The sequence below is a fragment of the Azovibrio restrictus DSM 23866 genome, from assembly GCF_000429665.1.
In the GTDB taxonomy this organism is placed as follows: domain Bacteria; phylum Pseudomonadota; class Gammaproteobacteria; order Burkholderiales; family Rhodocyclaceae; genus Azovibrio; species Azovibrio restrictus.
The window spans coordinates 31,907-46,141 of sequence record NZ_AUCH01000007.1 but is presented as its reverse complement, the minus strand read 5'-3'; the positions used below and the strand labels follow the sequence as shown (position 1 = coordinate 46,141).

Annotated in this window: 8 protein-coding genes; 4 read left to right on the top strand and 4 right to left on the bottom strand. The window is 64.9% G+C overall.

Annotated features, from left to right (window positions below):
- Nucleotides 1–56: 56 nt before the first annotated feature.
- From G474_RS0108535 to G474_RS0108520, 4 genes are all read right to left on the bottom strand, one after another.
- Complete coding sequence (locus tag G474_RS0108535) at nucleotides 57–1,112, bottom strand: YeeE/YedE family protein (RefSeq protein WP_043463799.1); 1,056 nt, start codon at nucleotides 1,110–1,112, stop codon at nucleotides 57–59.
- 134 nt (nucleotides 1,113–1,246) lie between these two features.
- Nucleotides 1,247–3,043 (bottom strand): bifunctional isocitrate dehydrogenase kinase/phosphatase, encoded by a 1,797-nt coding sequence (gene aceK / locus G474_RS0108530; RefSeq protein WP_026686598.1) that lies wholly within the window; start codon nucleotides 3,041–3,043, stop codon nucleotides 1,247–1,249.
- A 58-nt stretch (nucleotides 3,044–3,101) separates the two neighbouring features.
- Nucleotides 3,102–7,373 carry a PAS domain S-box protein gene (locus tag G474_RS22020; RefSeq protein WP_051282160.1) on the bottom strand — a complete coding sequence of 1,424 codons (4,272 nt, stop codon included), beginning with the start codon at nucleotides 7,371–7,373 and terminating at the stop codon, nucleotides 3,102–3,104.
- Between the two features lie 30 nt (nucleotides 7,374–7,403).
- On the bottom strand, nucleotides 7,404–8,540 hold the full coding sequence (locus tag G474_RS0108520) for a response regulator (RefSeq protein ID WP_026686597.1): 1,137 nt from the start codon (nucleotides 8,538–8,540) through the stop codon (nucleotides 7,404–7,406).
- 239 nt (nucleotides 8,541–8,779) lie between these two features.
- On the opposite strand from G474_RS0108520, the gene G474_RS0108515 reads away from it, so the two are divergent.
- From G474_RS0108515 to G474_RS0108500, 4 genes are all read left to right on the top strand, one after another.
- A complete protein-coding gene (locus G474_RS0108515) occupies nucleotides 8,780–11,017 on the top strand; it encodes an NADP-dependent isocitrate dehydrogenase (protein ID WP_026686596.1) in 2,238 nt (745 codons plus the stop codon).
- 197 nt (nucleotides 11,018–11,214) lie between these two features.
- On the top strand, nucleotides 11,215–12,024 hold the full coding sequence (locus G474_RS0108510) for a tetratricopeptide repeat protein (RefSeq protein ID WP_169729510.1): 810 nt from the start codon (nucleotides 11,215–11,217) through the stop codon (nucleotides 12,022–12,024).
- Nucleotides 12,025–12,257: 233 nt separating this feature from the next.
- Nucleotides 12,258–13,499 (top strand): NADP-dependent isocitrate dehydrogenase, encoded by a 1,242-nt coding sequence (icd, locus tag G474_RS0108505; RefSeq protein WP_026686594.1) that lies wholly within the window; start codon nucleotides 12,258–12,260, stop codon nucleotides 13,497–13,499.
- 132 nt (nucleotides 13,500–13,631) lie between these two features.
- Nucleotides 13,632–14,213, top strand: coding sequence for a DJ-1/PfpI family protein (locus G474_RS0108500; RefSeq protein ID WP_026686593.1), 582 nt, complete (start codon nucleotides 13,632–13,634; stop codon nucleotides 14,211–14,213).
- The last annotated feature ends 22 nt before the right edge of the window (nucleotides 14,214–14,235 follow it).

The following is a 14,235-nucleotide window of genomic DNA, read 5'->3' as shown; positions in this document are numbered from 1 at the left end:
TGTGGCGGGTTTGCCCCGGTGCGGCAAGGCGGCCCGGGCCGCCCCGGTGCCAGGCTTCAGGGATTCCTGCCCTGTTTGTCCACCAGCCAGTCGGTCAGGCCCGCGCCCAGCCACATGCCGATCAGGGTGAGCCAGGCGGTGAGGGCGAAGATGGCGGCGCCCGAAACTCCGGCGCCCACGGCGCAGCCGCCGGCCAGCATGCCGCCAAAACCCATGGCCATGGCCCCGAAGATGTAGCGGCGCATGCTGTGCCCGTCCTTGAAGCCCTCCAGTTTCAGCTCCTTGCCGCGCCAGGCGGCGGTGAAGGAGCCCAGGGCTACGCCGGGCACCAGGCCCAGGTCGAAATCCAGGGGCTGGCCTGGGGGGGAGAGGAAGAGCATCAGGGTGCTGGCGGAAGGGCCGGTGAAGCTCAGGGCTTCCACCGGGATGGGCTCGAAGGCCTGGAGGGAGACCTGGTAGGTGAGCAGCCAGGCCAGGGCGACCATCAAACCCACCCCGATGCCGCCCCAGAGGCCCCAGGCAAAAAGCCGGGCCCGGCGGGCGAAGAACAGGGCGGCGGCGGCCCAGAGCAGGCCGAACAGCAGGCCACCCCCATGGCCCAGGCCCAGGAGGCCGAGCAGGTTGCGGGTCTCGGGAGCCACGGTCCACCAACTGGCGATCCACAGGCGGGCGGGAGCGAGGATGCCGGCCAGGGCGGCCTGGGCGGTGACGGCAAAGATCAGCCCGGCAAGCAGGGCGCGCAGGTTGCCGTTGGCGGCCAGCACCAGCATGCGGCTGGAACAGCCCCGGGCCAGGACCATGCCGATGCCGAACAGCAGGCCGCCCACCAGGGCCCCGGAAAGGCTGCCGCGGCTGGAGAGCTGGCGGGAGGTCGAGGCATCGAACCAGCCGAGTAGGCTGAAGAGCTGGGTGGCGAGCACGGCGGTGGAGAAGGCGAACAGCCAGACGGCCAGCTTTTCGGTGCCGCTCCGGCGCCAGAATTCCAGGGTGGCGGAGCGCAGGCAGAAACGGGAGCGCTGGGCAAAGAAGCCGAACAGGGTTCCGGTCAGAAGGCCGATCAGGGCAATGCTGGACCGGTCTCCCAGGGCTTCGAGCATGAAGTCCAGATTCATGCCGGGCTCCAAGAATCAGAATTTCCTGATTTTCGGATGTGCTGTTTCTTTGCCCTTGATCTTGCGCAAAAAAACCGGGGAATGACACTGGCCTGGGCGGGGTTCCTGGCCGGTTTTCCGGGCAATTCAGGAGGCTATCGGGCGGTCCCTGCCGGGCCTGTTTCCGGGCTGTCTGGCGGATGGGAAAAGCGCAGGCACTGGGGGTAGGGGAAGAAATCTTCCACGTGGCCGGCCCGCAGCCGGGCCTGGGTTTCCTGCCAGAAGCCGGGGCTGAGCAGATCCTGGTGGTGCTGGAGGAAGATGCGGCGGATGTTGGGCGAGGCCAGCAGGAAGGTGGCGAATTCCTCGGGAAACACGTCGTGGGGCCCCACCGGGTACCAGACTTCGCCGGACATCTCGGTTTCGAAATCGGGCGCCGGGGGAATGGCGCGGAAATGGGTGTCGGTCATGTACTCGATTTCGTCGTAGTCGTAGAACACGACCCGGCCGTAGCGGGTGATACCGAAGTTCTTCCACAGCATGTCGCCCGGGAAGATGTTGGCCTGGGCCAGTTCCCGGATGGCGTTGCCGTACTCGCGGATCGCATGGACCAGGCCTTCCTGGTCCCCGGTCCGCTCGGCCTTGTCCAGGTACAGGTTGAGGGGCTCCATGCGCCGCTCGATGTAGAGGTGCCGGATGATCAGCTGCTCCCCGTCCATTTCCAGGCTGGAGGGGGCGAGGCGCTGGATTTCCTCCAGCAGTTCGGGCGCGAAGCGGTCCCGGGGCAGGGCCACGTTGGAGAACTCCAGGGTATCGGCCAGGCGGCCCACCCGGTCCACCTGCTTCACCAGCATGTATTTCTGCTTGACCGTGGCCCGGTCCATGTTCTTGGAGCTGCCGAACTGGTCCTTGATCAGCTTGAACACGTAGGGGAAGGAGGGCAGGGTGAATACCAGCATCACCAGGCCGGGAATGCCGGGGGCGACGATGAAGTTGTCCTCGGAATGATGCAGGTGGTAGATCAGGTCCCGGAAGAACATGGTCTTGCCCTGCTTGCCCAGGCCCAGCATGGTGTACAGCTCCGAGCGGGGTTTGCCGGGCATGATGGAGCGCAGGAACTGGACATAGCCCGAGGGAACTTCCATATCCACCATGAAATAGGCCCGGGACAGGGAAAACAGGATGGAGATGCGCCAGGCGTCCAGGAGGATGGTGTCCAGGTACAGGCGGCCCTGGGCATCGTGCAGCACAGGGATGGCGAACGGGTATTCCTGCTGGCCGTTGATGGCCTTGCCGATGATGTAGGCCCCCTTGTTACGGTAGAAGGCGGAGGCCAGCACCTGGATCTGGAAATTCACCTCCCGCTGGGGGATCCCGGCCAGGTGGGCGGCCACCGCCAGGTACACGGCGTTCACATCCCGCTCCAGGTCGGCGAATTCCCGCTCCCAGCCGAAATCCTGGACGATCTGGCGAATGACGCCCCGCAGTCCCTCCGGATGGGCGTAGTAGCTCCGGTAGCAGGGACTGTCCTCCGCCTCGATGTACTCGGTGGAAATGGCCGGGCGGACGAAGATGAAATCGTTGTGGAAGTAGCGGCGGTCCAGGATGCGGGTAGTGACCGAGTTGAAGAAGGTTTCCGCCAGTTCCGGTTGCTTGTGGTTCAGGAGCAGGCCGATGTAGAGGAGCTTCACCTGCTGCCAGCCCGGGTCGTCCAGCTGGGCCACGTCGAACTCGTGGCAGAGGCGCGCCACGGTCTCGCCCACCCGCTCCTCGTAGAAACGGATCCGCTCCCGCACGGCCTGATGCACCCCCTGCCAGTCCCCCTGTTCGAAACGGGCCTTGGCGCCCCGGTTGGTCTCCCGGAACAGGGTGTAGTGCTTGTTGAAACCCTGGATCAGGGCCAGGGCAATCTGGTGCGCCTGGGTTCCGTACAGGCCGATGGAAATCTTCATGGTGTCGGCGGAAGAAGGAAGGCTGGGGATCTTATCACCGGGCCGGGGCCCGGCTGCCTCAGCCCGGGGGTTCCGCCAGGGCTTGGCGCAGGCAGGCCAGGGCCCGGGGGTAGTCATAACTTTCCACCAGGGATTCCAGCTGCCGGGCCGGCTCCTCTCCCAGGCGCTGGCGCAGGGCCGGGAAGTGGCGCCGCAACAGCAGGTTGGCGGCAGCGTCGTCAGCCGCCAGCCGTTGCTCCAGCTCCTCCAGCAGGGACGGGTCGGCGGGCGCCGGGGGCGGTGGCGGGGGCGTGCCCACCTGGGGCAGGCCGGCTTCCAGGGCCTGGATCAGGGCGCCATGGGCCTGGCCCAGGACTTCTGCCTGGGCCAGCAGCTGGGCTCTGGAGGTTTCCGGGTCCCGCAGGCTGGCTTCCAGCTGGGCGGCCAGACGCGACAGGGTGAGCATGCCCAGCAGGCCGGTGGTGCCTTTCATGGCGTGGGCTACGGACTGGGCGGTGGCCAGGTCGGCTTCGGCCAGGGCCCGGTTCAGGGTGTCCATGTCCCGGGCGTGGCTGTCCCGGTACTTGCCGAGCAGGCGCAGGTAGAGGGTTTCGTTGCCGCGCAGGTTGTGCAGGGCGGCTTCCGTTTCCAGGCCGGGAATGGCAGCCAGGATGCCGGACCCGGGCGCTGCGGCCGGTGCGGGCGGAGATGAATCGGGACTCGACGCCGGGAAGGAGGCGGCATCCTGGCGCCAGGGCAGCCAGTGCAGCAGGCTGAGGAACAGGGCGTCGGGTTCCACCGGCTTGGCCACGTGATCGTCCATGCCGGCCTGGAGGCAGAGGTTGCGGTCCTCGGTGAAGGCGCTGGCGGTCATGGCCAGGATGGGCAGCCGCTCCCGGCCCGGCAGGCGGCGGATGGCCCGGGTGGCTTCCAGACCATCCATGTGGGGCATCTGCACATCCATGAGCACCAGGTCGTAATCGTGCTCCCGGGCCAGTTCCACCGCCTTGGCCCCGTCACTGGCCACATCCACCTCCAGACCCACGGCCCGCAGCAGTTCCCGGGCCACGTCCTGGTTGATGGGGTTGTCTTCGGCGAGCAGGATGCGGCAGCCGCTGCAGGCGGCCCGGAGGGCCTGTTCCGGATTTTCCGGGGTGGCCAGGGGCGGGCTGCCGGCGGGGGTACGGGCTCCGCTCAGGCGGGCGGTGAACCAGAAGGTGCTGCCCTTGCCCGGAGTGCTTTTTGCCCCCACCTCTCCCCCCATCAGGCGCGCCAGGCGCTGGTTGATGGTGAGTCCCAGGCCGGTGCCGCCGTATTTGCGGCTGGTGGTGCTGTCGGCCTGTTCAAAGGGGGTGAATAGACGGGCCAGGTCGGCGGGGGTGATGCCGATGCCCGTGTCTTCCACTTCGAAGCGCAGCAGCCAGCTGTCCTGCTGGGCTTCGGCCACCCGGACGCGCAGGGTGATTCTGCCCTGTTCGGTGAACTTGACCGCGTTGCTCAGGTAGTTGAGCAGGGCCTGGCCCAGGCGGGTGGGGTCGCCGTGCAGGCGCTCCGGCAGGGGCGGGATGTCAAGCTCCAGGCTCAGGCCCTTTTCGCGGATCTTGTCGGCCACCAGGGCCGTGCTCTTCCGGATCACACCCTGCAGGTCGAAGTCGCTGTTCTCGATCAGGAGCTTGCCGGCCTCGATCTTGGAGATGTCCAGGATGTCGTTGATGACGGTGAGCAGGTGGCCGGCGGCCTCGCTGATCCGGTTCAGCTTCTGCAACTGCTCCGGCTGGCTGACTTCCCGCTGCAGCAGGTGGGTGAGGCCGACGATGGCGTTCATGGGAGTGCGGATCTCGTGGCTCATGTTGGCCAGGAAGGTGCTCTTGGCCTGGTTGGCCGAATCCGCCTCCAGGGCCCGGCGCTTCAGTTCCTGGTTCAGGCTGTCGATCTGGCGGGTGCGCTCGGTCACCAGCTCCTCCAGGTGCAGGCGGTAGCGTTCCAGCTCCTCGCCGATGCGCTTTCTCTCGGTAATGTCTTCCTTGATGGCCAGGTAGTGGCTGATCCTGCCGTCGGTCTGGTGGATCGGGGAGATGTGGGCCAGTTCCACGAACAGCTCGCCATTCTTGCGCTGGTTGATGAACTCGCCCCGCCAGGATTCGCCGGCCTTGAGCTTTTGCCACAGTTCCTTGTAGGTGCTGGCAGGCGTCCTGCCGGAGGCCAGCACCCGGGGGTTCTCGCCGATCAGCTCCTCGCGGCTGTAGCCGGTGTGCTCGATCAGGGCCTGGTTCACGTATTCCAGTCGTCCCTGGGTATCGGTGATGGCAATGGCGTTGGGGCTTTGTTCCACGGCTAGGGAAAGCTTGCGCAGCATTTCTTCGGCGGCCCGACGTTCGCTGATGTCGGTGGTGGTGCCCACAAAGCCCTGGATGCGGCCATCTTCCCCGCGCTCCTCCTGGGCCTGACCCATGACCCAGGTCACCTGGCCATCCGGGCGCTGCAGGCGGAACTCCAGGTTGAAGGGCCGGCCCTCCAGGACGGCGCTGCGGCGGGCTGCCTGCACCGCCTCCCGGTCGGCGGGATGTACGGCCTGGAGCCAGCCGGAACCCCGGGCGGCGCTGGCATCCATGCCCGCCATGGCGCACCAGTGTTCATTCACGTAGGTGACGTTGCCCTCCGGGTCGGTGCGGAAGATGCCGACCGGAGAGACGGCGGTCAGGGTGTGGAACAGGGCTTCGCTCTCCTGCAGGGAGACCTGGGTGGCCCGATGCCGCCGGGCGGCTTCGGCCACTTCCAGGGCAAAGGCCATGTCGCTGGCCAGTTCCGCCAGCAGGGCCAGTTCCTCCGCGTCGAAAAAGTGGGCTTCCCCGGCGTACAGACCGAAGACACCGTACAGCCTGCCGCCCACCCGCAGGGGAAAGCTGGCCCCCGAGCGGTAGCCCAGGGCCAGGGCGCTGTCCCGCTTGTAGGCCACGGCCGGGTCGTTGGCCATGTCGTTACAGAGGCCGTAACGCCCCTGGTGCAGAGCCACGGCGGTGGGACCCTGGCTGTGGGGCCCGTCGGGGTGGGCGTCCAGGTCCTCCAGATAGTTGCCCACCTGGCCGGCCCAGGCCAGGGGTTCCAGTTCCGTGCCCTGCAGCCGGCCCACCCAGGCCATGCGGAAGCCCCCTTCGCGCACGGTAATGGCGCACAACTGCTGCAGCATTTCCTGCTCGGGCAGGCCGTGGATGATGGTCTGGTTGCAGCTGGAAAGCATCCGGTACAGGCGGTTCAGTTTGCCCAGCTGCTTTTCCTTGGCTTCCAGCTGCCCGGCCATATGCTGGAAGGACTGATCGATGTTGGCCAGTTCGGCGATGTGGGTGCTGGATTCCAGCACGACACCCCGTTCTCCCTGGCCCAGGCGGCGGGTGGCGGTTTCCAGCCGGCGTGCCCAGTGCAGGAAGGAACGGTCTATGGCCAGGTGGCCTATGGTCAGGGTGACCAGGGTGATGATCACCAGGATGGCGATGCTGTTGTGGAAGTCCTGGCGGGTCTGGGCCAGGACCAGCTCCTTGGGGGCGCCGATGACCAGGTACAGCTGGCTGCCGGTGGAGAGCAGGGGCGAAATGCCGTACAGCCGTACCTGGCCGTCGTTGCCGGTCAGCTCGTGGATGCCTTCGCCCGGGCTTTCCTGCAGCACGGCCGCGAGGCTGCCATTGGGCAGGCTGCGGTCGGGGCCCTGGCTGCGCTGGGGATAGTGGGCCACCAGGTCCAGGTCCTGGGTGACGATGCTGGCGTTCCAGCCCCGGGGCAGTTTGTTGCCGAACGCCAGGCGGCTCAGCCATTCGGTGCTGGTGGTGGCAAACAGCACGGCCCGGGGGCTGCCGTCACTGTGCTTGAGGGGCTGGCTGAACACCACCCCCGGTTTGCCGGTGCTGCGGCTGATCAGGTAATGGCCATTGGGCTGTTCCCGGCCGTCCATGGCTTCCATGAACCAGTGGCGGTCAGCGTAGTTGATGTCGTAACGCTGGGGCACTCCGGTACAGAACAGGTGGCCACTGGGCAGCACGCCTCCGAAATTCAGGTAGTCCCCCTGGGTCTGGAGCAGGCGCCGGGCCAGGCCGGAGCAATCTTCGGAGGAGAGCTTCTTCAGATCGTCGGCGTTGGCCATGATGCGCAGCACTTCCCGGGTGTGCTGCAACATGCGGGACTCTTCCACCAGGGCGGTGTGGATGAAGTGGCGGATATTGTCCTGTTCCCGCTCGATGGCCTGCTGCTGCTGCCGTTCGAAGACGAACAGGGCGTGCAGGAAGGTGGGAATGACGATCAGGGCCAGCAGCAGCCAGACCCGGGTGCGCAGGCGGGAGAGGAGGCGGGGGCGGGAACTCATGGGCTCAGCCTCCCGGCGACAGGTAGGGGTTCAAGCAGCACGGCCCTCCGGGACGATGGGGTCAGTTTCTTCCGCGTCACTATACTGGCGGGCGATGGACTGGAAGCAGGCAAACACTTCCAGGAAGGCGTCCACCACGTCCGGATCGAAGTGGCTGGCGCGGCCGGCAACGATGATGTCCCGGGCCTCCGTGAATTCCATGGGTTCCTTGTAAACCCGGCGGGAGATCAGGGCGTCGAAGACATCGGCCAGGGCCATCAGCCGGGCGGAAACGGGAATGTCGTCCCCCGCCAGCCGGTCCGGGTAACCGCTGCCGTCCCAGCGTTCGTGGTGGTGCCGGGCAATCTCCTTGGCCAGGGCGAGGAACTCCACTTCCCGGGCCGCATCCCGTTCGGCCTGGGCAATGGCCTCGGCACCCAGGCGGGCATGGGTCTTCATGATTTCCCATTCGGCTGGTTCCAGCTTGCCCGGTTTCAAAAGGATGTAGTCGGGTATGCCCACCTTGCCGATGTCGTGCAGGGGAGCCGACTTGGCCAGATTGGTGATCATCCGGGGATTCAGGTGCTCCCGGAAGCGGGGGTGTTCCAGGAGCTGTTCGGCCAGGGTGCGTACGTATTCCTGGGTGCGGCGCAGGTGGTTGCCGGTTTCCGGGTCCCGGGTTTCCGCCAGTCGGGCCAGGGCGTGGATGCTCACATCCTGGATCAGCTGGTTTTCCCCCATGCGCCGGGCGATTTCCGCCTCCAGGAAGGTGTTCTGGTCCTGGAGCTGGCGCCGGGCCCGGGCCAGTTCCAGCTGGGTGTGCACCCGGGCCAGGACGATGGGGGCCCGCAGGGGTTTGGTGATGTAGTCCACCGCGCCCATTTCCAGTCCATGCTCCTCGTCCCGGGTGGCATCCATGGCGGTGACGAAAATGACGGGAATGTCCCGGGTACGGAGGTTCTCCTTGAGACGCGCGAAGACCTGGTAGCCATCCATCCCCGGCATCATCACGTCGAGCAGGATCAGGTCGGGCACGGGGCCCGAGGCGATGATCTCCAGGGCCCGGGGGCCGTTGGTGGCGGCCTTGACCTGGTAGTCGGGGAGCAGCAATTCACTCAGTACGGCCAGGTTCTCGGGGGCGTCATCCACGATCAGGATGCTGGTGGGGTCTGGTGTGGCGATGCTCATGGGGGCTCCTTTGCTTTTGCTGCGCTGGAGTTGGATTGCGATTTATGCCTTTGTGTTCCGATTGTAGTTCAATAAACCTGTTTACCGGTGCGCGGCTGTGAGTGGCAGGACAGCTTCGCCGTTGACCGGGATGCCACGGGCAGAGATACTCGCAAGGTTTTGCCGTTCCGGGACGGGACGGCTGGTGCGGGACGGTGTCCACCCGGCCCAGGTCAATCAATCCACTTTCAGGGGTTAGCATGGCTACAGGAAAGTCAAAGATCATTTACACACTCACGGACGAAGCGCCGCTGCTGGCGACTTGTGCGTTCTTGCCGGTTGTCCGTACCTTCACCGGGCCGGCCGGCATCGAGATCGAAAAGGCCGACATCTCCGTGTCCGCCCGGGTCATCGCCGAGTTCCCGGAGTTCCTGAGCGAAGCACAACGTCTGCCCAACACCCTGGCCGAGCTGGGCAAGAAGTGCCTGCTGCCCGACACCAACATCATCAAGCTGCCCAACATTTCCGCTTCCGTGGCCCAGTTGAAGGCCTGCATCAAGGAGCTGCAGGAAAAGGGCTATGCCATTCCCGACTACCCGGAAAATCCGACCACCGATGAGGAAAAGGCCCTCAAAGCCCGCTTCGGCAAGTGCCTGGGTTCTGCCGTGAACCCGGTGCTGCGCGAAGGCAACTCCGACCGTCGCGCTCCCATGGCCGTGAAGAACTACGCCAAGAAGCATCCCCACTCCATGGGCGAATGGAAGCAGTGGTCCCAGACCCACGTTTCCCACATGCATGGCGGCGACTTCTACCACGGTGAAAAGTCCATGACCCTGGACAAGGCCCGCCGGGTGCGCATGGAACTGATCGCCAAGGGCGGCAAGACCACCGTGCTGAAGCCGGAAGTGAAGCTCCTGGAAGGCGAGATCATCGACTCCATGTTCATGAGCAAGAAGGCCCTGTGCGAGTTCTACGAGCAGGAGCTGGAAGACTGCCGCCAGGCGGGCATCCTGTTCTCCCTGCACGTGAAGGCCACCATGATGAAGGTGTCCCACCCCATCGTGTTCGGCCACTGCGTCAAGATCTACTACAAGGACGCCTTCGAGAAGCACGCCAAGACCTTTGCCGAGCTGGGCATCAACGTCAATAACGGCATGGTGGATCTGTACGAGAAGATCAAGCAGCTGCCCGAATCCCAGCGCGACGAGATCATCCGCGACCTGCACGCCTGCCAGGAGCACCGTCCGGCGCTGGCCATGGTGGATTCCGCCAAGGGCATCACCAATTTCCACTCCCCCAACGACATCATCGTCGATGCCTCCATGCCGGCCATGATGCGCCAGGGCGGCAAGATGTGGGGTGCGGACGGCAAGCAGTACGACAGCAAGTGCGTCATGCCGGAATCCACCTTCGCCCGCATCTATCAGGAAATGATCAATTTCATGAAGTGGCACGGCAATTTCGACCCCCGCACCATGGGCACCGTGCCCAACGTGGGTCTGATGGCCCAGCAGGCGGAAGAATACGGCTCCCACGACAAGACCTTTGAAATCGCCGAAGACGGCATCGCCAACATCGTCGATATCGACAGCGGCGAAGTGCTGCTGACCCAGAACGTGGAAGCCGGCGACATCTGGCGCATGTGCCAGGTCAAGGACGCGCCGATCCGCGACTGGGTCAAGCTGGCCGTCACCCGGGCCCGCAACTCCGGCATGCCCGCCGTGTTCTGGCTCGATCCCTACCGTCCCCACGAAGCCGAGCTGATCAAGAAGGTCGAAAAGTACCTCAAGGATCACGACACCAGCGGCCTGGAAATCCACATCATGAGCCAGGTGCGCGCCATGCGTTACACCCTGGAGCGCGTCGCCCGGGGTCTGGACACCATCTCCGTCACCGGCAACATCCTGCGCGACTACCTCACCGACCTGTTCCCGATCATGGAACTGGGCACCTCGGCCAAGATGCTCTCCATCGTGCCGCTGATGAACGGTGGCGGCATGTACGAAACCGGTGCCGGCGGCTCCGCGCCCAAGCACGTGCAGCAGCTGACCCAGGAAAACCACCTGCGCTGGGATTCCCTGGGCGAGTTCCTGGCCCTGGCCGTCTCCCTGGAAGAGCTGGGCATCAAGGAAGGCAACGCCCGCGCCAAGCTGCTGGCCAAGACCCTGGATGCCGCCACCGGCAAGCTGCTGGACAACAACAAGTCCCCGTCTCCCAAGACCGGTGAGCTGGACAACCGGGGTTCCCAGTTCTACCTGGCCATGTACTGGGCCCAGGAACTGGCCAACCAGACCGAGGACAAGGAGCTGGCAGCCCACTTTGCTCCGCTGGCCAAGACCCTGACCGACAACGAAGCCCAGATCGTGGCCGAGATGAAGATGGTGCAGGGCAAGCCGGCCGACATCGGCGGCTACTACAAGGCCGATGCCGCCAAGACCAAGGCGGTGATGCGTCCCAGCCCCACCTTCAACGCCGCCCTGAAGGCCATGCAGGCCTGAACCTCGGCGCCGCAGCACTAAAGCAAGACGGAGGTCCCCGGACCTCCGTTTTTTTATCCTTGATCACCCGCACGCTGGGATGGCCGTCATGCTTCCGGGCAATGACATTTGAATGATATCGTCCGGTTCTTTGCCACCGGGTTCTCTGCAACCCTTTACGGGCTGCGGTTCGGCCCGGCTTTCACGACAGGATGATCATGAACAGGAAACTCGCCATTCTCTTTTGCAGCGCCGCGCTGATGACGGCCTCCACGTTCACCCAGGCCCAGCCCCGTTGGGAGCAACTGGTGGAACAGTCCAACGATGTCTATCGCAGTGGCGATCCGCAAGGGGGGCTGGCCCTGGCGCAACAGGCCCTGAAGAGTGCCAGAAGCAGTGACGGGGAAAAAAGCCCGGCCGTGGCCAACTGTCTGAGAAATCTGGGCGAGACCTACGCGGGCATGGGAGACCCGGGAAAAGCACGAGATTACTACCAGCAGTCCATGGCCTTGTACGAACAGACCCTGGGCAAGGATGATCCGGAAATTGCCAATACCCTGGAGCGCCTGGTGCTGCTCAACGCCATGGGCCAGGCTTCCGAAAACGGCCCGCTGCTCGAACGCATCCTGAGCATCCGCGAGCGAGCCCTGGGGGCCGACAGCCTGGAGCTGACGCCTACCCTGTCCGAGTTGTCCCAGTTCTACCAGCGCCAGGCACCGAATCTGCCCCGGGCGGAACAGCTGCAGGTGCGCAACCTGAGCATTTGGGAAAAGCACTCTGGTCCCCATAGCCAGGACATCGTCGATGCCCTGGTCGAGCTGGCCGATGTTTATACGGCGGAAGGGCAGCATGACAAGGCCGTTCCACTCTACAAGCGGGCCGTGGACATCAACACCAAGTCCAGGGGCGCTACCCACTGGTCCACCCTGGGCCAGATGAAAAAGCTGGCCGCAGCCTACCGCCAGGTGGGGCGCACCGATGCCGCCAAGAAACTGGAAAAGCGTATTGCCGCCGCCCCGGCCCAGTAAGCTTGCCGGGGCCCTGGGGCCAGAGGCCCCGGTCGCTCGCTGTACCGTGGCCGGAAATGCCCTGGTTCCAGGCGGGAAATAGTGGGTTTTTCTTTGCTTTCCAGGGCGCTTTTGGCATTCCCTCCCTGGCCGGGTTTGCCCCATAATCGGCCGGGCCACCCGGGGCGGGACCCGGGTGTGCGGCTGGGGCGGGGGACCGTCCTGTTACCGGATAACAAGTACAGGAGTTGCCAATGAGTTCTCACATCAAGGTGCCCCAGGGCGGCGCGAAGATCGTTCCGGGCCAGGCTACGCCGGACAACCCCATCATTCCCTTCATCGAAGGGGACGGCATCGGCGTCGATATCACCCCGGTGATGATCAAGGTGATTGATGCGGCGGTGGCCAAGGCCTATGGCGGGGCCCGCCGGATTCACTGGATGGAGGTCTATGCGGGGGAGAAATCCACCCGCCTCTACGGTGCCGACCAGTGGCTGCCCAAGGAAACCTTCGATGCCCTGAAGGAATACTCGGTGTCCATCAAGGGCCCCATGACCACGCCGGTGGGGGGCGGCATCCGTTCCCTGAACGTGGCCCTGCGCCAGGAGCTGGACCTGTACCAGTGTGTGCGGCCGGTGCGCTATTTCAAGGGGGTCCCTTCGCCCCTGAAGCATCCGGAGCTGACCAACATGGTGATCTTCCGGGAGAACACCGAGGACATCTACGCCGGCATCGAGTGGGCGGCCGGGTCGGAAGGCGTGCAGAAGGTCATCAAGTTCCTGCAGGACGAAATGGGGGTCAGGAAGATCCGTTTCCCGGAAACCTCCGGCATCGGCATCAAGCCCGTTTCCATCGAGGGCAGCCAGCGCCTGGTGCGGGCCGCGATCCGCTACGCGATTGCCAACGACCGCAAGTCGGTGACCATCGTGCACAAGGGCAACATCATGAAGTTCACCGAAGGCCTGTTCCGGGATGCCGCCTACCAGCTGGCCCGGGACGAGTTCGGCGCCGAGCCCATCGACGGCGGCCCCTGGTGCAAGGTCAGGAACCCCCACAGCGGCCGCGAGATCATCATCAAGGATTCCATTGCCGACGCCTTCCTGCAGCAGATCCTGCTGCGTCCGGCCGAGTATGACGTGATCGCCACCACCAATCTCAATGGCGACTACATCTCCGACGCCCTGGCGGCCCAGGTGGGCGGCATCGGCATCGCGCCGGGGGCCAACATTTCGGACCTGTACGCCTGTTTTGAAGCCACCCATGGCACGGCACCCAAGTATGCCGGCCTGGACAAGGTGAATCCCGGCTCCCTGATCCTGTCCGCCGAGATGATGCTGCGTCACCTGGGCTGGAAGGAAGCCGCCGATCTGGTGATCAAGGCCATGGAGGCCGCCATTGGCGACAAGCAGGTGACCTACGACTTCGCCCGGTTGCTGGAAGGGGCCAACGAGGTGTCCTGCTCCGGCTTTGGCGAGGCCATGATCGCCCGCATGTAGTTGCCACGGCCCCGGACCAGCTGTCCCCTGTGGGACAGGCTGGCCGGGGCCTTGTCGTAGTACCGGGTTGCTACCCGGTGGGCGGTCAACGGGTTCAAGATAGGCGCTCCTATACCCACAATGGAGACAAACATGGCCATCAAGAAAATCCTGATGCTGACCGGCGATTTCACCGAAGACTACGAGACCATGGTGCCCTTCCAGGCGCTGCTGATGGTCGGGCATGTCGTGCATGCCGCCTGTCCGGGCAAGAAGGCCGGTGAGCAGGTACGCACGGCGATTCACGACTTCGAGGGCGATCAGACCTATTCCGAGAAGCCGGGTCACTATTTCACGCTGAACGCCAGTTTCGATGAACTCGACGTCGCCAGCTACGACGCCCTGGTCATCCCCGGCGGCCGTGCTCCGGAGTACCTGCGCCTCAATCCCCGGGTGATTGCGGCCGTCCAGCATTTTGCCGGCGCCAACAAGCCGATTGCCGCGATCTGCCACGGGGCCCAGTTGCTTAGCGCTGCCGGCGTGCTGCAGGGGCGCTCGTGCAGCGCCTATCCGGCCTGTGCGCCGGAAGTCACCGCCAGTGGCGGCAGCTATGCCGAAATTCCGGTCGATCAGGCCCATGTGGACGGTAACCTGGTCACGGCGCCCGCCTGGCCGGCACATCCCGACTGGCTGGCCAAGTTCCTGCAGGTGCTGGGAACGCGTATCGAAGCCTGATGTCCGAGCAGGGCGGCCACCC